This window comes from Amycolatopsis samaneae (assembly GCF_039541975.1).
GTDB classification, from domain to species: domain Bacteria; phylum Actinomycetota; class Actinomycetes; order Mycobacteriales; family Pseudonocardiaceae; genus Amycolatopsis; species Amycolatopsis samaneae.
This window is the reverse complement of sequence record NZ_BAABHG010000018.1, coordinates 79,832-99,157: the sequence shown is the minus strand read 5'-3', so window position 1 is coordinate 99,157 and position 19,326 is coordinate 79,832. Positions and strand designations below refer to the sequence as shown.

The 19,326-nt window shown below is 68.9% G+C and carries 18 protein-coding genes; 6 read left to right on the top strand and 12 right to left on the bottom strand.

The features are described from left to right. Positions 1-6 precede the first annotated feature (6 nt). A complete protein-coding gene (locus tag ABD987_RS37035; RefSeq protein ID WP_345405480.1) occupies positions 7-717 on the bottom strand; it encodes an ABC transporter ATP-binding protein in 711 nt (236 codons plus the stop codon). A 154-nt stretch (positions 718-871) separates the two neighbouring features. On the opposite strand from ABD987_RS37035, the gene ABD987_RS37030 reads away from it, so the two are divergent. Further along, positions 872-2,710, top strand: coding sequence for a sensor histidine kinase (locus tag ABD987_RS37030; protein ID WP_345405477.1), 1,839 nt, complete (start codon positions 872-874; stop codon positions 2,708-2,710). Continuing rightward, positions 2,683-3,345, top strand: a complete 663-nt coding sequence (locus ABD987_RS37025) for a response regulator (protein ID WP_345405474.1) — start codon at positions 2,683-2,685, stop codon at positions 3,343-3,345. The genes ABD987_RS37030 and ABD987_RS37025 overlap by 28 nt, the downstream gene beginning before the upstream one ends. Here the strand turns inward: ABD987_RS37025 and ABD987_RS37020 are convergent. Then, positions 3,342-4,262 (bottom strand): YncE family protein, encoded by a 921-nt coding sequence (locus ABD987_RS37020; RefSeq protein ID WP_345405471.1) that lies wholly within the window; start codon positions 4,260-4,262, stop codon positions 3,342-3,344. The two genes, ABD987_RS37025 and ABD987_RS37020, sit on opposite strands and share 4 nt — an antisense overlap. Positions 4,263-4,337: 75 nt before the next feature. On the opposite strand from ABD987_RS37020, the gene ABD987_RS37015 reads away from it, so the two are divergent. Next, complete coding sequence (locus tag ABD987_RS37015) at positions 4,338-5,186, top strand: LysR family transcriptional regulator (protein ID WP_345405468.1); 849 nt, start codon at positions 4,338-4,340, stop codon at positions 5,184-5,186. Positions 5,187-5,190: 4 nt separating this feature from the next. Here ABD987_RS37015 and ABD987_RS37010 read toward each other — a convergent pair whose 3' ends face one another. Then, a complete protein-coding gene (locus tag ABD987_RS37010) occupies positions 5,191-6,537 on the bottom strand; it encodes an FAD-dependent oxidoreductase (RefSeq protein ID WP_345405465.1) in 1,347 nt (448 codons plus the stop codon). Positions 6,538-6,620: 83 nt separating this feature from the next. On the opposite strand from ABD987_RS37010, the gene ABD987_RS37005 reads away from it, so the two are divergent. Beyond that, positions 6,621-7,265, top strand: a complete 645-nt coding sequence (locus ABD987_RS37005; protein WP_345405462.1) for an aminodeoxychorismate/anthranilate synthase component II — start codon at positions 6,621-6,623, stop codon at positions 7,263-7,265. Between the two features lie 18 nt (positions 7,266-7,283). Here the strand turns inward: ABD987_RS37005 and ABD987_RS37000 are convergent, their stop codons facing one another. Further along, positions 7,284-7,700: a TA system VapC family ribonuclease toxin gene (locus ABD987_RS37000; protein ID WP_345405459.1), complete on the bottom strand. Its 417-nt coding sequence runs from the start codon at positions 7,698-7,700 to the stop codon at positions 7,284-7,286. After that, a complete protein-coding gene (locus ABD987_RS36995; protein WP_345405456.1) occupies positions 7,697-7,924 on the bottom strand; it encodes an antitoxin in 228 nt (75 codons plus the stop codon). Before ABD987_RS36995 ends, ABD987_RS37000 begins: the two co-directional genes overlap by 4 nt. A gap of 109 nt (positions 7,925-8,033) precedes the next feature. On the opposite strand from ABD987_RS36995, the gene ABD987_RS36990 reads away from it, so the two are divergent. Continuing rightward, positions 8,034-8,837 (top strand): ABC transporter ATP-binding protein, encoded by an 804-nt coding sequence (locus ABD987_RS36990; protein WP_345405745.1) that lies wholly within the window; start codon positions 8,034-8,036, stop codon positions 8,835-8,837. After that, on the top strand, positions 8,825-9,469 hold the full coding sequence (locus ABD987_RS36985) for a hypothetical protein (RefSeq protein WP_345405454.1): 645 nt from the start codon (positions 8,825-8,827) through the stop codon (positions 9,467-9,469). The genes ABD987_RS36990 and ABD987_RS36985 overlap by 13 nt, the downstream gene beginning before the upstream one ends. A gap of 384 nt (positions 9,470-9,853) precedes the next feature. On the opposite strand, the gene pknB is transcribed toward ABD987_RS36985, so the two are convergent. The 7 genes from pknB to ABD987_RS36950 form a co-directional block, all read right to left on the bottom strand. Next, positions 9,854-11,821 carry a Stk1 family PASTA domain-containing Ser/Thr kinase gene (gene pknB, locus ABD987_RS36980; protein ID WP_345405452.1) on the bottom strand — a complete coding sequence of 656 codons (1,968 nt, stop codon included), beginning with the start codon at positions 11,819-11,821 and terminating at the stop codon, positions 9,854-9,856. Continuing rightward, on the bottom strand, positions 11,818-13,128 hold the full coding sequence (locus tag ABD987_RS36975) for a serine/threonine-protein kinase (protein WP_345405450.1): 1,311 nt from the start codon (positions 13,126-13,128) through the stop codon (positions 11,818-11,820). Before ABD987_RS36975 ends, pknB begins: the two co-directional genes overlap by 4 nt. 3 nt (positions 13,129-13,131) lie before the next feature. After that, the gene (locus ABD987_RS36970; protein WP_345405448.1) at positions 13,132-14,601 is read right to left on the bottom strand and encodes a peptidoglycan D,D-transpeptidase FtsI family protein; all 1,470 of its coding nucleotides are present in this window, start codon (positions 14,599-14,601) and stop codon (positions 13,132-13,134) included. Continuing rightward, positions 14,598-16,070: an FtsW/RodA/SpoVE family cell cycle protein gene (locus ABD987_RS36965; protein ID WP_345405445.1), complete on the bottom strand. Its 1,473-nt coding sequence runs from the start codon at positions 16,068-16,070 to the stop codon at positions 14,598-14,600. The genes ABD987_RS36970 and ABD987_RS36965 overlap by 4 nt, the downstream gene beginning before the upstream one ends. Beyond that, entirely contained in the window at positions 16,070-17,452 is a 1,383-nt protein-coding gene (locus ABD987_RS36960) for a PP2C family protein-serine/threonine phosphatase (RefSeq protein ID WP_345405442.1), read from the bottom strand. The genes ABD987_RS36965 and ABD987_RS36960 overlap by 1 nt, the downstream gene beginning before the upstream one ends. Beyond that, a complete protein-coding gene (locus tag ABD987_RS36955) occupies positions 17,449-17,916 on the bottom strand; it encodes an FHA domain-containing protein FhaB/FipA (RefSeq protein WP_345405439.1) in 468 nt (155 codons plus the stop codon). Before ABD987_RS36955 ends, ABD987_RS36960 begins: the two co-directional genes overlap by 4 nt. A 102-nt stretch (positions 17,917-18,018) precedes the next feature. Beyond that, positions 18,019-19,263, bottom strand: coding sequence for an FHA domain-containing protein (locus ABD987_RS36950; RefSeq protein WP_345405436.1), 1,245 nt, complete (start codon positions 19,261-19,263; stop codon positions 18,019-18,021). Positions 19,264-19,326: the final 63 nt, after the last annotated feature.

The following is a 19,326-nucleotide window of genomic DNA, read 5'->3' as shown; positions in this document are numbered from 1 at the left end:
TCCTGCTCAGTCGCGCCCGGTGAGGGTCACGAACGCGTCGTCCAAAGTGGATTTACTCGTGGTGGCGCGGAGTTCGGACGGGGTGCCGGTGGCGACGACGCGTCCGGTGTCGAAGATCGCGACGCGGTCGCACAGCCGCTCGGCTTCGTCCATGAAGTGGGTGACGAGCAGGACGGTGACGCCGGCGTCGCGCACCCGCTCGACCAGCTGCCAGGTGTCGCGCCGCGCGTGCGGGTCCAGGCCGGTGGTCAGCTCGTCGAGGACCGCGACCTCGGGGTTGCCGATCAGCGCGAGCGCGATCGAGACCCGCTGTTTCTGGCCTCCGGAAAGCTTTCCGAAGTAGCTGTCCGCGTGTTCGGTGAGCGCGAGCCGGTCGAGCAGGACCTCGACGTCGGCGGGGCTCGGGTAGAAGGACGCGAACAGCTCCAGCGCTTCGCGGACCTTCAGTTTCGCGGGCAGGGTGCTTTCCTGGAGCTGCGAGCCGAGCCGTTGCCGTAGCGCGTCACGCTGTTTCACCGGGTCCAGCCCGAGCACGCGGATGGTGCCGGAGTCGGCGGTACGCAGCCCCTGGAGGCATTCGACGGTGGTGGTCTTCCCGGCGCCGTTGGTGCCGAGGATGCCGAAGATCTCGCCGCGGTCGACGGTGAACGAGACGCCGTCGACCGCGACCCGGGAGCCGTAGCGCTTGGTGAGGTCGGTGACTTCGATGAGTGGCATGCGGACCACGCTATTTTCGCGCGTCGGTTCGCAGAATGACGCTGAATCCCCAGCTCAGGTGGGGTTTTGCTGAACCGGGGGTGGGGCTGGGCCCACCCCGTCACGGGGCCTGCTCCCCCTGTGCGGCCGAGGTCCGATCGGCGAGACTGAGCGCATGGTCCAGTACCCGCGCTCGGTCGGCCGCGCCTTCGCGCTGGCTGGGTTCGGAGTGCTGAGCTGGGTCGACGTGCTGGCCGAGCTGCTCGCCTTCGGCCTGCTGTGCACGGGCCTGATCTTCTTCCTCGGTCCGGCGTTGCTCTGGGCTCGTCGGCGGTCGGCGAAGACCAGGGAACTGGTCGCGCGCTGGTGCGGCGCCGAAATCCCGTCGCCGTATCGGCCGGAGCCGCCGGAACCGGAGCCGGAACGCGACGGCTGGTACCGCGAGGGCAACCAGCTCTACAAACACGCGTGGTGGTTGCGCTGGATGCGCCGATTCCACTGGGCCACCGACGATCCGGCCACCCGGCGCGAACTCGGCTGGCAGCTGCTGAACCCGCTGGTCGCGCTCGCGCTTCCGGTGATGGTGCTGCTCTGCGGGCCGCGGGCGCTGCGCTGGTACGGCGAATGGACCCGGCACTGGCTCGGGCCGCGGGCGGCTGGGCCGCCGGACATCGGCGCCACGCGGCGTGTGCTGCGCTGGGTCAGCGGACGGCTCGAGTCGCTCGGGCACCAGATGGGGCTGCTGGTGCTGGCGGTCGTCCAGCTGGGGTTCACGGTCTGGCCGATCGTGCTGCTCATCGGCGCGTATCCGGTGGCGGCACCGATCGTGCTGCTGTCGCGGACCGTCACGAACACACTGCGCCGGGAGGCGGGGAACTGGACCGGCGTCCGGATCGACCGGCCCTACCTGCCCGCGCCGTCGCTCCCGGTGCCGCGGCCGGACGGGTTGTTCCAGGTCGGCAAGCAACTCTACGAAGAACCATGGGAGCCGGTCCGGCTCGCGCGGATGCGCTGGGTCACGCGTGACCGCGCGACCTGGCGCGACCTCGCGAGCGGCCTGCTGAATGTGCCGGTCTTCTTCCTGCTGATGATCCCATCGGTCTCGGTGACCTTCTGGGGTTTTCTCGGCCTCCAAGCGCTCTGGATCTGGCGGCCGATCGCGCAGGGCACGAACTCGGTGTGGAGCACGGACTGGTTCACCATGATCGGCCTGCCCTCGGCGACGACCACCCTCGACGCGCTGAAGCTGACCCCGGTCGCGCTGGCGTTCATGATCGGTGGCCTGATCCCGGCGACCTGGCTGGCACGGCAGCAGGCCCGCTTCGCCCGGCTGCTGCTCGCCCCGACCGAGGCTTCGCGGCTCGCCCTGCGCGTCGCGCGGCTGAAGGAGACTCGCACCGAAGCCTCGGTGGCGCAGGCGGCGGAGCTGCGCCGGATCGAACGGGACCTGCACGACGGTGTCCAGGCCAGGCTGGTCGCGATGGGGATGAAGCTCGGCGCGGTCGAGGCGTTGATCGACACCGACCCGGGGCAGGCGAAGAAGCTGGCGGCCGAGGTGCGGGCGGCTTCGTCGGAGACGCTGACCGAACTGCGGCTGCTCGTGCGCGGGATTCATCCTCCCGTGCTGTCCGAGCGGGGCCTGGTGGACGCGGTGCGCGCGCTCGCGCTGGACAGCCCGCTGGACACCGAGGTCACCGGCTCGTTGCCCGGGCGGCTGGAACAGCCCGAGGAGGCGTGCGCGTACTTCGCGGTGTCCGAACTGCTGGGCAACGCGGCGAAGCATGGCGAGGCAGCGACGGTGTCGATCGCGCTGGAGCACCTCGACGGCTTACTGCGGATCGTCGTCACCGATGACGGGAAGGGCGGCGCGGAGCCCGCCCGCGGGACGGGGATTCGCGGGATCGAGCGCAGGCTGGGCGCGTTCGACGGTAGGTTCTGCTTGACCAGTCCCATCGGCGGACCGACGAAGGCGACCGTGGAGATCCCGTGCCGGCTCGACCCAGAACCGTCGTAGCGGAGGACCAGTACCTGCTGCGTGACGGACTCACGCACCTGCTCGCGGCGCACGGATTCGACGTCGTCGCCGCGGTCGGCTCCGGGCCGGAGCTGGACGCGGCACTGCGTGCGCACCGGCCCGACGTGTCCATTGTGGACGTACGAATGCCGCCGACCAACACCGACGAGGGCCTCCAGGTCGCCCTCGCCGTCCGGCGCGATATCCCCGGACTGCCGATTCTCGTGCTCTCCCAGCACGTCGAGCAGCTGTACGCGCGTGAGCTGCTCGCCGACGGCGTCGGCGCGATCGGCTACCTGCTCAAGGACCGGGTGTTCAACGCCGAACAGTTCGTCGACGCGGTGCGCCGGGTCGCCAGCGGCGGCACGGTGATGGACCCGGAGGTGATCGCGAAGCTGGTGGCGGGCAACAGCCGTGACCCGCTTGCCGCGCTCACGCCGCGAGAGCGCGAAGTGCTGTCGTTGATGGCCGAAGGCTGTTCCAACGCCGCGATCGCGGCGCGGCTGCACTTCAGTGAGGGCGCGGTCGGCAAGCACACCGCGAACATCTTCGCGAAGCTCGGCATCGTCGCCTCCGACGACACCAACCGCAGGGTGCTCGCCGTCCTCGCCTACCTCGGCGCCGGGGTGACCTAGCGGCCGAGCAGGATCAGCTCGTGGGCGCCCGCGTCTACGTCCACGACGGTTTCGACCTGCCAGGTCTTCCGGTCGACGACCGACATGGTCGTGCCCGCGTTGACGTAGACGTGGTCCGCGTCCGAAGCGATGCCCAGCGGGGCCGCGCCCACCGGGATTTCCCTGGCGACGATTTGCCCGCTTTCGGGATCGGTCACGCTTATCGATCCGTCCTGGGGCCTGTCGTAGTCCCACTGCCGGAAATGCGAAACCACGACGAGCCCGTCGTCCAGCGCGTGCACGTTGTGCGGATTGCCGGGCAGGGTGACGGCGCGGATTTCGGTGTCCGTTTCGGTGTCGATGACGAACAGCAGCGGCTCGTCGCGGTCGGCGGCGTAGAGGATCGAACCATCGGCGTTGAGTTCGAGGTCCTCCGAGCCGGTACGGGTCGGAATTCGTTTCAGCGGACGGCGTTCGACGAGGTCCAATACCGAAACGAACGCGCGCTCCTTGTTGCCGGTGTACGCCTTCGCCGACGTCGCGGCGAGCCAGTGCGGGCCGGGGACGCCGATCGGGATGTGGCCGGCGGGCTCGAACGTGTCGAGGTTCAGGGTGAGCAGGCAGCCGCCGTGCGATTCGCAGACCACGTGCAGTTCGTCGCCCTGCACGGAAAGGTCGTGCGGCCCGGCGTACGGCGAGATGTCGACGACCCTGGTGATCGTCCAGGTGGCCGGATCGACGACGACGATTTCCTCGCCATGGTCGCCGTGTTCGTTGTACCAACCGTCGCGATAGGTGATCGTGGCGTAAATCAGTTCGCGCTTCGTGTCGAAAGCGCACACGTGTGGCTGGGACGGGGTTTTGACGCGGGCGATCAGCTCGAATTCGTCGTCGAGCGCGGTGACCGTCGAGGCGCCTTGATGACAGCTGATGAACATGGAATTCACGCTAAGCTCAGGCCAGAGGTGCGTCCAGGGCACATTTGACAACTCAAAGTTGCACGAGGTGGAACAGTGGATCTGAACCTGCTGACCGCTTTCGACGCGTTGCTGCGCGAGGGCAGCGTGACCGGCGCGGCCGAGCGGCTCGGACTGTCCAAGCCCGCGATGAGCCGGGCGCTGGGCAGGCTGCGGCGCGTGCTGCGGGATCCGGTGCTGACCAGGGCCGGCCGTGGCATGGTGCTCAGTCCGCTCGCGCTGGAGCTGGCACCGCGCGTCCACACGCTCGTCGAGGAGGCCACCTCGTTGCTTGGCACCGGCCATGCCGTCGAACTGTCCACTTTAGAGCGTACGTTCGCGGTGCGCGCCAACGAAACGCTCACCGCGCTGCTCGGCGGAGCGCTGCTCGGGATGATCGGAAAGGAGGCCCCCTCGGTGCGGCTGCGGTTCGTCGCCGAGGGCGAGGAGGACGTGCGGTCGCTGCGGGACGGTGCGGTCGACCTGGACATCGGCGTCATCGACGAGACCGGGCCGGAGATCCACGTCGAGCCGCTGTTCCACGACGACGTCGCGTTCGCGGTCCGGCCGGGCCATCCGCTCACCCGCGGCCAGGTCACCGGGAAACGGCTGGCGGAGTTCCCGCACATCTCGATCTCCCGGCGGGGCCGGACCGGTGAGCATGGGGCGACGGTCGTGGCGGTCGTCCCGGCCGCGCCCGCGGCGATCTACCTGCTGCGGGACTCCGACGCCGTCGCCCTGATGTCCCGGCGGTTCGCCGGGCAGGCCGGACTCGCGATCGTGGAGCCGCCGCGGCGGATTCCGGCGCTGCCGATCTCGCTCGCGTGGCACCCTCGGCTCGACGCGGACCCGGCGCACCGCTGGCTGCGTGCCTGCGTGCGCCGGGTCTGTCGTGAGCTTTCGTGAGCGTTCAGGAACGAGAAACGCGCAGCATCTCGTCGCGCTCCACGACCTTGATGCGCTCGCGGCCGTGTGGGGTGCCGAGATCCTTTTCGTAGGTGTCGAGCTTGCCCCAGCCTTCCCAGGTGGTGAAGGCGATCCCGCGTGCGGCGAGGAACCCGAGGATCGCGTCGGGGGACGTGTGCTGCGGCTCGGGGAGCGTGTCGGCGTCGGCCAGCAGGCTCGCGATGGTCTCCGCCGCGTCGCCCTTGGTGTGCCCGATCAGGCCGACCGGGCCGCGCTTGATCCAGCCGGTGACGTAGACGCCGGGCACCTGGTTCTCGTCCAGGTCCAGCACGCGCCCCGCCTGGTTCGGCACCACGCCGTCGACGTGGTCGAACGGGACCTCGGGCAGATGCGAGGACAGGTAGCCGACCGCGCGGTACACCGCCTGGACGCCCCAGTCGTGGAACTCGCCGGTGCCGCGGACGTTCCCGTCCCCGGTCAGCTCGGTGCGCTCGGTGCGCAGGCCGACGACCTTGCCGTCCTCGCCGAGGATCTCGGTGGGCGAGTGGAAGAAGTGCAGGTGCAGCCGCTTCGGCCGGTCTCCCTGGTCCCGGATCGCCCACTCCTGGAGCGTCTTGACCACCATGTCGATCTGCTTCGACTCGCGCAGCGCGGCGATGCTGCCCTCGTCGAACTCGATGTCCTCGGGGTACACGATGACCTCGACGTTCGGCGAGTGGTCGAGCTCGCGCAGCTCCAGCGGCGTGAACTTCGCCTGGGCGGGGCCGCGCCTGCCGAACACGTGCACGTCGGTGACCGGGCTGGCCTTGAGCCCCTGGTGGACGTTGTCCGGGATCTCGGTGGTGAGCAGTTCGTCTGCGGTCTTCGCCAGGATGCGCGCGACGTCGAGAGCGACGTTCCCGACGCCGAGCACCGCCACGCTCGTCGCGGTCAGCGGCCAGGTGCGGGGGACGTCGGGGTGACCGTCGTACCAGGACACGAAGTCGGCGGCGCCGTGGCTGCCGTCGAGGTCGATGCCCGGGATGTCGAGCGGCCGGTCGGCGGTCGCGCCGGTGGCGAAGATGACCGCGTCGTAGAACTCGCGCAGCTCGTCGAGCTTGATGTCGGTGCCGTAGTCGACGTTGCCCAGCAGCCGGATGTTCGGCTTGTCGAGCACCTTGTGCAGCGCGGTGACGATGCCCTTGATGCGCGGGTGATCCGGCGCGACGCCGTAGCGGATCAGCCCGAACGGCGCCGGCATGCGCTCGAAGATGTCGACGGACACGTCGGCGTCCGACTTGTCGAGGATGTCGGCGGCGTAGATCCCGGCGGGACCGGCACCGACCACGGCTACACGAAGAGAACGGCTCACCCTTCGAGCGTAAGTTAGGCTAGCCTAATTTTTAATGTGATCTGGCGTACGGTCCACCAGTTGGGAACGGTTAAGCTGGGCCCATGCGTGTACTCGTGGTCGACAACTACGACAGCTTCGTCTACAACCTCGTGCAGTACCTGGCGCAGCTCGGCGCCGACTGCACGGTGTGGCGCAACGACGTCGTCGACCTCGACAAGATCACCGACTTCGACGCCGTGCTCGTCTCGCCCGGCCCCGGCACGCCGGAACGCGCTGGTCAGAGCATGGACGTCATCCGCAGGTGCGCCGAGACGCGGACCCCGATGCTCGGCGTCTGCCTCGGGCACCAGGCACTCGGCGTCGTGTTCGGCGCGACCGTCGACCGCGCGCCCGAGCTGCTGCACGGCAAGACGAGCCGGGTCCGGCATCGCGGCGTCGGCGTGCTCGCCGACCTGCCCGAGGAGTTCACCGCCACGCGGTACCACTCGCTGACCGTGCTGCCCGACACGATCCCGGACGAGGTTTTCGAGGTCACCGGGAGCACCGAGTCCGGGATCGTGATGGGCATGCGGCACCGCGAGCTGCCGCTGGAAGGCGTCCAGTTCCACCCGGAATCCGTGCTCACCGAGGGCGGGCATCGGATGCTGGCGAACTGGATGGCCTCGGCGGGACACCCGGTCCCGGCGGCCACGGTGGACGAACTCGAACGCGCGACGAAGGCCCTCCAGAAGGCCGCCGTCGCGTGACGTGCCTGTGTGGCTAGCTCAACGCGTGGGCTGAACCGGGATGGTCGGCAGGAGATCCGCTATGTCGGTGTGTAGTTCGGCGAGGCCGTGGTCGAAGGTGACAAGGCGGCCGCCATGCTCTCGGGTGAGCTGCGCGAGGTAGGAGTCGGTTACCTGCCGATGACCGAGTACCCCGTTCAAGGGCACCTCGCTGTAGCTGATCGAGTCCGGCCAGAACTCATGGCGCTCGCTGCCCTTTACCGCGTTGAGAACAGCCTGAGCGGTGTCTGCGGTCTGCCCCTCTCGGATCAGCAGCCGCACCAGGCTTCCTTCGGTGCTGGGGCAGGTGGCGAAGCCGTCGTCGGAACTGGTGAACCACTCCTCGGCCGCGGCGTGGTGCACGTGATCGGCGACCACAAGGGCGATGAGTACGTTCGCGTCGAGCAACGTCGTCACTGATCATCCTCAAGTGAGCGCACGTCTTCCGTGGTGATGATCTTGCCGAGGCTTACGACTGGCAGTCCCGTCTTTGAGCTTCGTGACGGCTCGGATGGCTTGCCCTGCCCCAGGCCGCGACGCACAAGCTCGGCCACGACTTCGCTGAGTGAACGTGAGGTGTCGCGCGCGATCGACAGCGCCTGGCGGTGCAGGTCGGCTGGGAGGTCGACGGTCGTTCTCATCTTCTCATCGTAGCATCTCTGCATCATGATGCAGAGATGCAGAGATGCTCTGTGAGGTTCGCGCCGGAGAAGGCGGAGCTCGGGTAAGACTGGTGGCGTGACGGCAGAACTGATCCGCCTGGAGGGGGTCGGCAAGCGGTACGGACGAGGCGAACCGGTGCTGGAGGGCGTCGACCTGGTCGTGCCGCCGGGCCGGGTCATCGGCATCCTCGGCACGAACGGCTCCGGCAAGTCCACGCTGCTGCGGATCCTCGCGGCGCTTTCGCGGGAGAGCGAGGGCCGGGTCGTCGGGCGGCCCCGGGTGGGCTACCTGCCGGATCGGTTCCCCGCCGGGCAGCGGATGAGCGCGCGGGCCTACCTCCGGCACATGGCGCGCATCCACGGGCTGGCCGACCTGTCCGCGATCGATCCGCTGCTCGCGCGGCTCGCGCTGGTCGGCGGGCCGCGTTCGCCGTTGCGGACGTTGTCGAAGGGCAACGCGCAGAAGGTCGGTCTCGCCCAGGCGGTGCTCGTCGATCCCGAGCTGCTGATCCTCGACGAACCCTGGTCCGGATTGGACGTCGAGGCGCACGCCGTGCTCGGTGAGCTCGTCGCGGAGACGAAGGAACGGGGCGCCGGCGTCGTGTTCACCGACCATCGCGCGCCGGTGGTGCACGAGCACGCGGACGAGGTCTTCCGGATCGACCACGGCAGGCTGTCCGCCGTGTCGTCCACAGTGGACACATCGCCGGCCGTCCGGATGGTGTTGCACGGGACGGGCGGCGACCTGTCCGCGGAGCCGGGTGTGCGCGAGGTCGTCGCCGAGGGGGCGGGGGTGGTGCTGACGGTCGAGGCCGGGAACGCGGACGCCGTGTTGTTGTGCGCGCTCAACGGCGGCTGGTCGGTGCGGGAGGTGGCGCCGTGCTCGCGATGACGCGCTACTACCTGGCGTTGCTGGCCCATTCGCAGCGGTACCTGCCCGCCGTGCTGGCCTACCTCGCGGTCAACGTCATCCTGTACTCCGACCCGCGATCGCCGCTGATCCCGCAGTACGGCGTCAGCGCGGGCGCGCTGCTCGTCGTGTCCTGCTGGCTGACCATCGCCACGCTGGACATCGAGGACCCGGTACAGCGGCTGATCACCTTCAGCCACGCCCGTCGGCTGCGCGCGGTGCTCGGCGGTGCGGTGCTGGCGGTACTCGGTTGTGCGCTGGTGCTGGGCTGCGTGTCGGTGGTGTGGTCGGCGATCAAGTCCGGCCACGGTCCGCTGCCCGTGCTCGGGCTGGGACTCGCCGCGCACCTGATCTGCGCGGTGTTCGGGATCGCGATCGGCCTGCCGTGCTCCCGGCTGCTCGTGCCGCGGGTCGGCTGGTCCGTGCTGGCCGCCGTGCTCGTGCTCGCCGCGGTGCTGCTGCTGAAGTGGCTGCCGCTGGCCAATCCGCTGCTGCGCGCGATGACCAACGACCACCCGCTCACCGGGCCGCTCGTCCTGGCGGTGGTGCTGGCCCTCGTCGCGATCTTCGCGAGCGGTACCGCCGTGGGCTACCTGCTACGCCGACGCGCCTGAGCGAAAAGGCGCGGTCATCGCGGGAGAAGTCCGTGAATGCCACATTGAGGGATTCAGAGTCCCTCAATGTGGCATTCACGGACCTTGGCGACGCCCAGCGAACGGTGTCAGGCGCGCTTGAAGCTGTGAATCACGTACTTGGTGTTCGGACCATGGCGCCGGCCACCACGGCCACGCTCGCGACGGCTCGGGCGGCGATGCGCTGTACTCGCGTCATGTCAAGTCCTCCTCGTTCGGGACGGCCTCCCCAGGCGGCCGTCGGTCGTACCTTAGAGACCGATTCGCCCGTTTGCTCGGAAAACAGCCGAATCGGTGAACCGAACGGACCAACGGAAACGGGCCCGCACGGAAAGCCGTGCGGGCCCGTTTCCGGACTTCAAGCCGTCAGGGCCTGCCAGGGGGGAACAATCCCGACGACGTCGAACTCGACGACGTCGGGTTACCGCCGCTGTTGTCCGCGACGAAGATCGTGACCGTCGCCGTCTTGCCGATCTGCGTCCCGCTCTGCGGGTTGGACTTCACGATCGTGCCGGGATCGCCCTTGCCGGTGCGGTCCGTCTGCTGGTTGAAGGTGCCCTTCCAGCCCTTGGACTGCAACAGCGAGCGGGCCGAGTCCGGGGTCTGCCCGGTCAGGTCCGGCAGGGTGATCTGCTGCTGCGAGCCGTCCGACACGAACAGCGTGATGGTGGTGTTCGGCGGCACCGAACCGCTCGCGCTCTGGCTGAGGACCTCACCCTCCGGCTTGTCCGAAGGCTGATCCACCCGCTTGACCGTGAAGCCGGAGCCCTTGAGCGCCGCGGCGGCCGAGGAGTACTGCTGGCCGGTGTAGTCCGCGACCTGCTTGTTCCCCTGTGCCTTCCCGACCACGATGTCCACCGAAGAGCCCTGCGCCAACGGGGAGCCCGCGAGCGGGGTCTGCGACAGCACCGTCCCGGCCTGGCTCGGGTCGCTGACCTCCTGCTCGGTCGTCTTACCGAGCTGGAGTTTCTTGTTGGTCAGCTCCTTCACCGCGTCCGCGGTGGTCTTGCCCTTGAGGTCCGGCACGCTGATGTCGCCGGGCTTCGCACCCACGGTCAGGGTGATCTGCTGGCCGACCGGGACGTTCTGTCCCTCGGCGGGATCCACCTTGATGACCTTGCCGATGTCGTCGGCGGTGCAGCTCAGGCCGCCGTCCGTGACCTGACCGGTGCAGGGGACCTGCTTGTCGGCACCGATGTTGTTGAACCCACTCTCCCGCAGCTTGGTCTTGGCGACCTCCACCTGCTGGTGCAGGATCTGCGGGACGGCCTTGGACTCCGCCTTGTAGTTGAACACGCCGAGCAGCGCCATGACCGCCAACACCGCGGCGATGACGAACACCGCCGCGCCGATCGCCAGCCAGATCCGGCGCCGCCGCTTGGCCTTCGGGTCCTCCTCCGGCTCGGCGTAGTCGTCGTACGCCGGCGCCCGCCGGTCGGTGTCCATGACCTGGGTGCGCTCGTCCTCGGACATGACCATCGGCGCCGCCGGCCGCTGCCCGGACAGCGCGCGCACCAGGTCCGAGCGCATCTCGGCGGCGGACTGGTAGCGGTTCGCCGGGCCCTTCGCCAGCGCCTTGAGCACGATCGCGTCCAGCTCCGGCGACACCGCCGGGTTCACCGACGACGGCGGGTTCGGGTCCTCCCGGACGTGCTGGTAGGCGACCGCGACCGGGGAGTCACCGGTGAACGGCGGCTCGCCGGTGACCAGTTCGTACAGCACACAGCCCGCGGCGTAGACGTCCGAACGGGCGTCGACCGACTCGCCGCGCGCCTGCTCCGGCGACAGGTACTGCGCCGTGCCGATCACCGCGGCCGTCTGGGTCATCGCGGACTGGCCGTCGTGCATCGCGCGGGCGATGCCGAAGTCCATGACCTTGACGGCGCCGTTCTTGGTGATCATGACGTTCGCCGGCTTGACGTCGCGGTGCACGATGCCGTGCCGGTGCGAGAAGTCCAGCGCGGCGCAGACGTCGGCCATGACCTCCATCGCGCGCTTCTGCGACAGCGGGCCCTCGGTCTTGACGATGTCCCGCAGCGTCCGGCCCTCGACGTACTCCATCACGATGTACGGCAGCGGCCCGAACTCGGTGTTCGCCTCGCCGGTGTCGTAGACCGCGACGATCGCCGGGTGGTTCAGCGCGGCGGCGTTCTGCGCCTCCCTGCGGAAACGCTCCAGGAACTGCGGGTCACGGGCCAGGTCGGCACGCAGGATCTTGATCGCGACTTCCCGGCCGAGCCGCACGTCGTGGCCGTGATGGACCTCGGACATGCCTCCGTAGCCGAGCGTGTCGCCCAGCTCGTACCGGTTGGAGAGCAGTCTGGGTGTGCTCATCTCTGGGTGCCTGTCCATTCCGTCCAAGATGTGGTCATGATGCCTTGCCGGCTGTCGTTTTCGCGCGACCCCGATGTCGTGCGGCCCGGCGCTCTGCCGTACGGGACCGCGGGGTCCATGCTCGGCGCGAGCGAGTGCGCGGGGGAGTGCCCGTCCGGAACCGGTTCATTCGTCTCCACGTTCCGCGGCGGGGCACCGTTGCCCGCGCCGACGAGCTTCATGGTGACCAGCGCGCCCGCCACGAGGACGGCGAGGATGATCACCGCGAGCAGCACCCACCAGCCCCACTGGCTCCGGCGCCGGGGTACCGGCGGGGCGACCGGGTGCATGGCCGGGCGAGACGGCGGACCGATCGCGACCATCGGGTTGGGTGGAGACATCGGGGCAGGTGGCACGTGCGGCACCGGCGGCTGGTTCGCCGGATACGACGCCTGGACCAGCCCCGACGGCGTCGGCAGCGGGTGACCGGCGCGGACGGCGGCGACCGCGTTCGCGAACTCGCCACCCGCCGAATAACGCTGACGGGGGTCCTTGACGAGCGTCGCTTCGATCACCGCCCGCGCTCCCGGCGGCACGTCCGGCGGCAGCGGCGGTGGGAGGTCGCGGATGTGCATCATCGCCACGGTCACCGCGTTTTCGGACAGGAACGGCCGGTGCCCGGCGAGGCATTCGTAGCCGCACACGGCGAGCGAATAGACGTCGCTGGCAGGCTCGGCGACGTGCCCGAGCGCCTGTTCGGGTGCGATGTAGTGGGCGGTGCCCATGACCATCCCGGACCGGGTCACCGGCGCCGCGTCGGCGGCCTTCGCGACTCCGAAGTCGGTGATCTTGACCTGCCCGTTCGGGGTCACCAGGATGTTTCCCGGTTTGACGTCGCGGTGCACCAGGCCCTGTTCGTGCGCGGCCTGCAGCGCGTTGCCCGCCTGCTCCAGGATGTCCAGCGTGTAGTCCGCCGACAGCCGCCCGTGCTTGGCGAGCAGGCCTGCCAGGGGGTCGCCCTCGACCAGCTCCATGACCAGGTAGGCGATGGACAGCTCGTCCCCGGTGCCCTGCTCGCCCGCGATCGTCTCGCCGTAGTCGTGCACCGCGGCGATGCCGGGGTGGTTCAGCGAGGCCGTCATCCTGGCTTCGGTGCGGAAGCGGTGCAGGAACTCCGCGTCACCGGAGAGTTCCGCCTTGAGCACCTTCACCGCGACCGTCCGGTCGAGCCGGGTGTCACTGGCCTGCCAGACCTCGCCCATCCCGCCGACGGCGATCCGGTTCGTCAGCTTGTACCGCTCGGCCAGCAGCTGACCCGAGGACAGCATCCGCTATCCACCCCCGAGCTTGGCGTTGATCGCGGCGCGGCCGATCTCGGCGGCGACCGAACCACCGGTCGCGGCCAGCCCGCGGTTACCGCCGCTCTCGACGATGACGGCGACGGCGATCTGCGGGTCGTTGGCCGGCGCGAACGCGGTGTACCAGGCGTGCGGCGGGGTCTGCTTCGGGTTGACGCCGTGCTCGGCGGTACCGGTCTTGGACGCGATCTGGATCTTCGGGTTCTTGCCGCCGCCCTTGGTGTTGTCCTCCGACGCGAGCATCATGTCCTTGAGGATCGCGTTGTTCTCGCTGGACATCACCGGCGTGCCGGTCAGCTCCTTCGGCGTGTAGTCCTCGATCGTGGACAGGTCGGGCGCCAGCACCGACTGCACCAGCTGCGGCGTCATCGCCATCCCGCCGTTGCCGATCGTCGCCGCCATCATGGCGTCCTGCAGCGGGGTGAGCCGGACGTCGCGCTGCCCGATGCCGCTCTGGTACAGCGCGGCCTGCGAGTCCAGCGGTCCCAGCGTCGAGCCAACGACCTTCATCGGCACGGTCAGGTTGTTCTGCCCGATGCCGTAGTTCGCCGCGGTCTTGTTCAGCCTGTCCTTGCCCAGCTCACCGGACAGCTGCGCGAACGGCACGTTGCACGAGTAGGCGAGCGCGTCCTTGAACGTGCTGCCGGGGCACACCCCGCCCGCGTAGTTCTCCAGCTTGACGTCGTTGGTGCCGGGGAGCGTGGTGTTCGGCGAGGTGTCGATCTTGTCGGTCGGCTTCTTGCCGGCCTCCAGCGCGGCCGCCGCGACGACCAGCTTGAACGTCGAACCCGGCGGGTAGTACTCCTGGATCGCCCGGTTCAGCATCGGGTTCTTGTCGTCCTTGACGAACGAGTTCCACGCGGCGATCTGGTCCTTGCCGCTGTGCGTGGCGAGCTTGTTCGGGTCGTAGGACGGCGTCGACACCATGGCCAGGATGCGGCCGGTCTTCGGCTCCAGCGCGACCACCGAGCCGGTGTAGCCATGCTTGGCCATCCCGTCGTAGGCGGCCTTCTGCACCGCCGGGTCGATGGTCAGCCGCACGTTGCCGCCACGCGGGTCCCGGCCGGTGACCATGTCCGACAGCCGCCGCACGAACAGCCGGGGATCCGAGCCGTTGAGCACCTCGTCCTCGGCGCGTTCCAGCCCGCCCGATCCGTAGTTGATCGAGTAGTAGCCGGTGACCGGCGCGTACATCGGACCGTCGGCGTAGGTACGGGTGAACTTGTACTTGTCGTTCGACTTCTCGACCTTCGCCAGCACGGTGCCGTTCGGGGACACGATCTGGCCGCGTTCACGGGCGTACTCGTCGTAGAGCACCCGCTGGTTACGCGGGTTGGTGCGGTAGTCGTCGGCCTTGACCACCTGGATGTAGGTCGCGTTCGCCAGCAGCAGCACCACCATCACCAGCATCGCGATGCCGACCTTGCGCATCGGGGTGTTCACTGCGTCCTCCCGTCACCGGCGGCGGGCGGGCGCTGCACCATCACGGTGTGCGCCTCGGCCAGCGGGGCCTGCTGTTGCTGCGGCTTCGGCCGCGCGGCCGGCCTGCGGGCCGCGTCGGAGATCCGGAGCAACAGGGCGATCAGGATGTAGTTGGCGAGCAGCGAAGAACCGCCCTTGGACAGGAACGGCGCGGTGATACCGGTCTCCGGGATGAGTTTCGTGACGCCGCCGACGACGACGAAGATCTGCATGACGATGGTGAAGGCGAGCCCGCAGCCCAGCAGCTTGCCGAAGGTGTCCCGCACGGCCAGCGCGTTGCGCATCCCGCGCATCGCGACCAGCAGGTACAGCATCAGCACCGCGGCGAGCCCGATGAAGCCGAGTTCCTCGCCGATGCCCGCGGTGATGAAGTCGGTGTTCGCCTCGGGCACGATGTCGGGCCGCCCCGCGCCGAGTCCGGTGCCGCCGATCCCGCCGGTCCCGAGCCCGAACAGGCTCTGGACCATCTGGTAGCCCTTGTTGTCGATGTCGGCGAACGGGTCGATCCAGTTCTCCACCCGGACCCGGACGTGGCTGAACAGGTTGTAGGCGATCACGCAGCCCACCGCGAAGAAGGTCAGCCCGACGACCACCCAGATGGCCCGTTCGGTGGCCACGTAGATCATCACCAGCACGATGCCGAACAGCAGCAGCGCCGCGCCCAGCTCCTTCTCGAAGGCGAACACGCCCATGCAGACGATCGCGGCGATCAGCAGCGGGCCGAGGTCGCGGGCGCGCGGCAGCTCGATGCCGACGATCTTCTTGCCCGCCACCATGAACAGGTCGCGCTTGGACACCAGGAACGACGCGAAGAAGATGATCAGCAGGATCTTCGCGAACTCGCCGGGCTGGATCGAGAAGCCGGGCAGCCGGATCCACACCTTCGCGCCGTTGGCCTCGGAAATGCTCGCGGGCAGCAGGGCGGGCAGGATCAGCGCGATGATGCCGACCAGACCCGCGGTGTAGCCGTACCGGGTCAGCGTGCGGTGGTCGTTGACCACGACCAGCACGATCACGAACAGCACCAGCGAGACGACGGTGAACAGCACCTGGTTGGCCACCGCGGAGCTGTAGGTGTCGCCCGCTTCGGTCGCGCGGTCCTCGTACGCCAGGTCGAGCCGGTGGATCATCACCAGGCCGATGCCGTTGAGCAGTGCGACACACGGCAGGATCACCGGGTCCGCGTACGGTGCCCAGCGGCGGACGGCGAGGTGGGCACCGGTCAGGATGCCGAGATAGGAGAGGCCGAGCCACAGGATCGAAAGGGTGAGTTCCTGCTCCTGGTTCGCCTCGACGATCACCAGCGCGAGCGTGACGATGACCGCCGCGAACCCCAGCAACAGCAACTCGGTGTTGCGCCGGGACGGCAGATCGCGGGGCGGGTTGGTCTGGAACTGGGCGGACACGTCGGCCAGCGGCTGCTGACTCATCAGTTACCGCCTCCCGTCGTCGGTGCCGTACTCGGCGTCGAGCAGTCCCTCCCCGCTGGCTGGTTCGCCGACGACGAGGGGGGCGCGGACTCACCCGGCGGCTGGGACGACGGGGTCGGCGTGGTGCTCGGCTGACCCGGCGTGACGGGCTTGCAGTCGTTGAGCCGCTTCTGACGCTGCAGGAAGTCGTCGATGTACTTGCGGGCGTCGTCGAGGCTTTCCTTCTTGACGCCGTTCTTGACCGCGATCCGCGCCGCCTCCTGCAACTGCGGAACACGCAGCTTCGCCGTGCAGACCTGCCCCGGCGGGCAGGAGCCCTGCTCGTAGGAGTGCAGCTGGATGCCGAGGATGCTCCCGGGAACGCCGCGGAAGATCACGACCTCCTCGTCCGCTCCCTCGCCGACGTAGTACTGACTCAGCACGAAGTACCGGGTCGCGATCGCGGCCGCGGCCAGCACGATCAGCACCACCAGCGAACCGATCAGCCAGCGAAATCGTTTCCGGCGCTTGGCCTTCGGATCCTCCTGAGGCTGCGGGAGCTCCGGTCTCGGCTGCGGTGGCGGCTGTGTCAGCGCCCTGGCCCGCGCGGCGGGCGAGTCGCCCTGATGCCGCTCGTCGCTGCCGTCCCCGGCGGCGCCGCCGACGATCGGGGCGTCCTCGCCGAAGTCGACGTCGACCACGTCCGCGATGATCACGGTGACGTTGTCCGTACCACCGCCCTTGAGCGCGAGCTCGATCATCCGGTCCGCGCACTCCTGCGGATCGGCGATCTGCACCGCCTCGGCCAGCGTCTCGTCGCTGACCATGCCGGACAGCCCGTCCGAGCAGATCAGGTACCGGTCGCCGGCGCGGGCCTCCCGCACGGTCAGGCTCGGCTCCACCTCGTGCCCGGTCAACGCCTTGAGCAGCAGCGAACGCTGCGGGTGGACCGCGGCCTCCTCCGGGGTGATCCGGCCCTGTTCGAGCAGCTCGTTGACGAAGCTGTCGTCCCGGGTGATCTGGGTGAACTGCCCGCCCCGCAACAGGTACGCGCGCGAGTCACCGACGTGCACCAGACCCAGCCGGGTCCCGGCGAACAGCACGGCGGTCAGCGTCGTGCCCATCCCGTCGAGGTCGGGGTCCTGCGAGACCAGTTCGGCGATCGCGCCGTTGCCGGTGGCCACCGCGTCGCGTAGCTGCGCGAGCAGGTCGTCGCCGGGTTCGTCGTCATCGAGCGGGGCGAGCGAGGCGATGACGACCTTGCTGGCCACCTCACCGGCGGCGTGCCCGCCCATACCGTCGGCGAGTGCGAGAAGGCGGGGCCCGGCATAGACGGAGTCCTGGTTGCTCGAACGCACCAGGCCCCGGTCACTGCGGGCCGCGTAGCGGAGGACGAGAGTCATGGGCGAAGCTCGATCACCGTCTTGCCGATCCGGATGGGGACTCCGAGCGGGACCCGGAGGGGTGCAGTGACCTTAGCCCGGTCGAGATAGGTCCCGTTGGTCGAGCCCAGATCTTCCACGTACCAGTCCTCCCCGCGCTGCACGATCCGGGCATGCCGGGTCGAGGCGTAGTCATCGTCGAGCACGAGCGTCGAGTCGTCGGCACGGCCGATCAGGATCGGCCTGCCGTCGAGCGCGATCCTGGTCCCGGCCAGCGCACCATGGGTCACCAGCAGCTGCTGGGGCGCCTTGCTGCTGCGTGGTTTCTTCTTGTTGTCCTTGTTGCGACGGAAGCTCGGCACCTGTACCCGGAGCCCCGACGCCGCGTACAGGTCCGACCGCACGATCCGCAATGCCGCGAACACGAAAAGCCAGAGCAGCACGAGAAAGCCCACCCTGGTGAGTTGAACGACCAGCTCTGGCACTTGTTGTGTCCGCTCCCGACTCTGCACGCAGCCCGCGACGCCGGTTCGCCGCAGTACGCCCGCAAGGGCAATTCTGCACCGAACCTACTCAGCGCCTGCCGCTCAGCCCTGGGTTCGGAACACGAGGGACGAGTGACCGACGCGGATGACGTCGCCGTCGGCGAGCTGCCACGTCTGCACCGGGGTGCCGTTCACCGTGGTGCCGTTGGTCGACCCGATGTCGGCGAGCGTCGCGCTCTGCCCGTCCCAGGTGATCTCCAGGTGCCGCCGCGAAACCCCGGTGTCCGGGAGCCGGAAGTCGGCGTCCTGACCCCGGCCGACCACGTTCCCGCCCTGCTTGAGTGAGTACGTCCGGTTCGACCCGTCGTCCAGCTGCAGGCTCGCCGCCAGCTGCCGCGCACCGCCGCCGCCGTAACCGCCGCCCTGCTGCGCGTACGGGTCACCCGCGGGCTGGCCGTACCCCTGCTGCTGGCCGTACTGGTCGTAGCCGCCCTGCTGGCCGCCGTACTGGTCGTAGCCGGGCTGCTGCTGGCCGCCGTAACCCTGGTCGTAACCGCCGCCCTGCTGCCCGTAACCCTGGTCGTACCCGGGCTGCTGCTGGCCGCCGTACTGGTCGTAACCAGGCTGCTGCTGACCGCCGTAGCCCTGGTCATAACCGGGCTGCTGGCCGCCATAGCCCTGGTCGTAGCCGGGCTGCTGCTGGCCGCCGTAGCCCTGGTCGTAGCCGGGCTGCTGCGGCTGCCCGTAACCCTGGCCCTGGTCGTAGCCGCCCTGCTGGCCATAGCCCTGGTCGTACCCGGGCTGTTGCTGGCCACCCTGCTGTCCGTAGCCGTACTGGCCGTGCTGCTGCTGGCCGTACGGGTCACCCTTGTCGTATTGGCCTTGGCCGTAGCCGGGGGGCTGGCTCATTGCTGGGTCTCCTGCGTTGCTGGGTAGTGCCGACCGTGACGAACCAGCGGCGTCAGAGGGCCTGACGTCGGGATCGACGGACGAACGGGTCTTGAACTGTCCAGTATGCAGCGCCTCGTTGCGCTCGAGTGACACGACGACGTCACCATAGGTGTCCCAGCCGTGCTCGGCGAGATGTTCCGCCACAGCCCTGGCCAGCGCACTGGTGACTCGCTGCTCGTCTCCGGCCATGCGCTCGTGATCAGCCGACCCCAACGACACGATGTAGTGATTCGGGGCGAGCTGCCGACCGCCTGCCAGCTCACGAACGTTCTCCTCGCTCTCTCGCTCAAGCGCAACCGCCACTTCCTGAGTGACGACATTGCCACCGAACATGCGCGCGAAGGTATTACCCACCAGGTTCTCGAGGCGCCTGTCAAAGCGCTCAACGCGGCCCACCGGGCAAAACCTCCTCACACGTGTGCTTCCGCATCGATCCTATCCGGGTAAGCGCGACTGGAC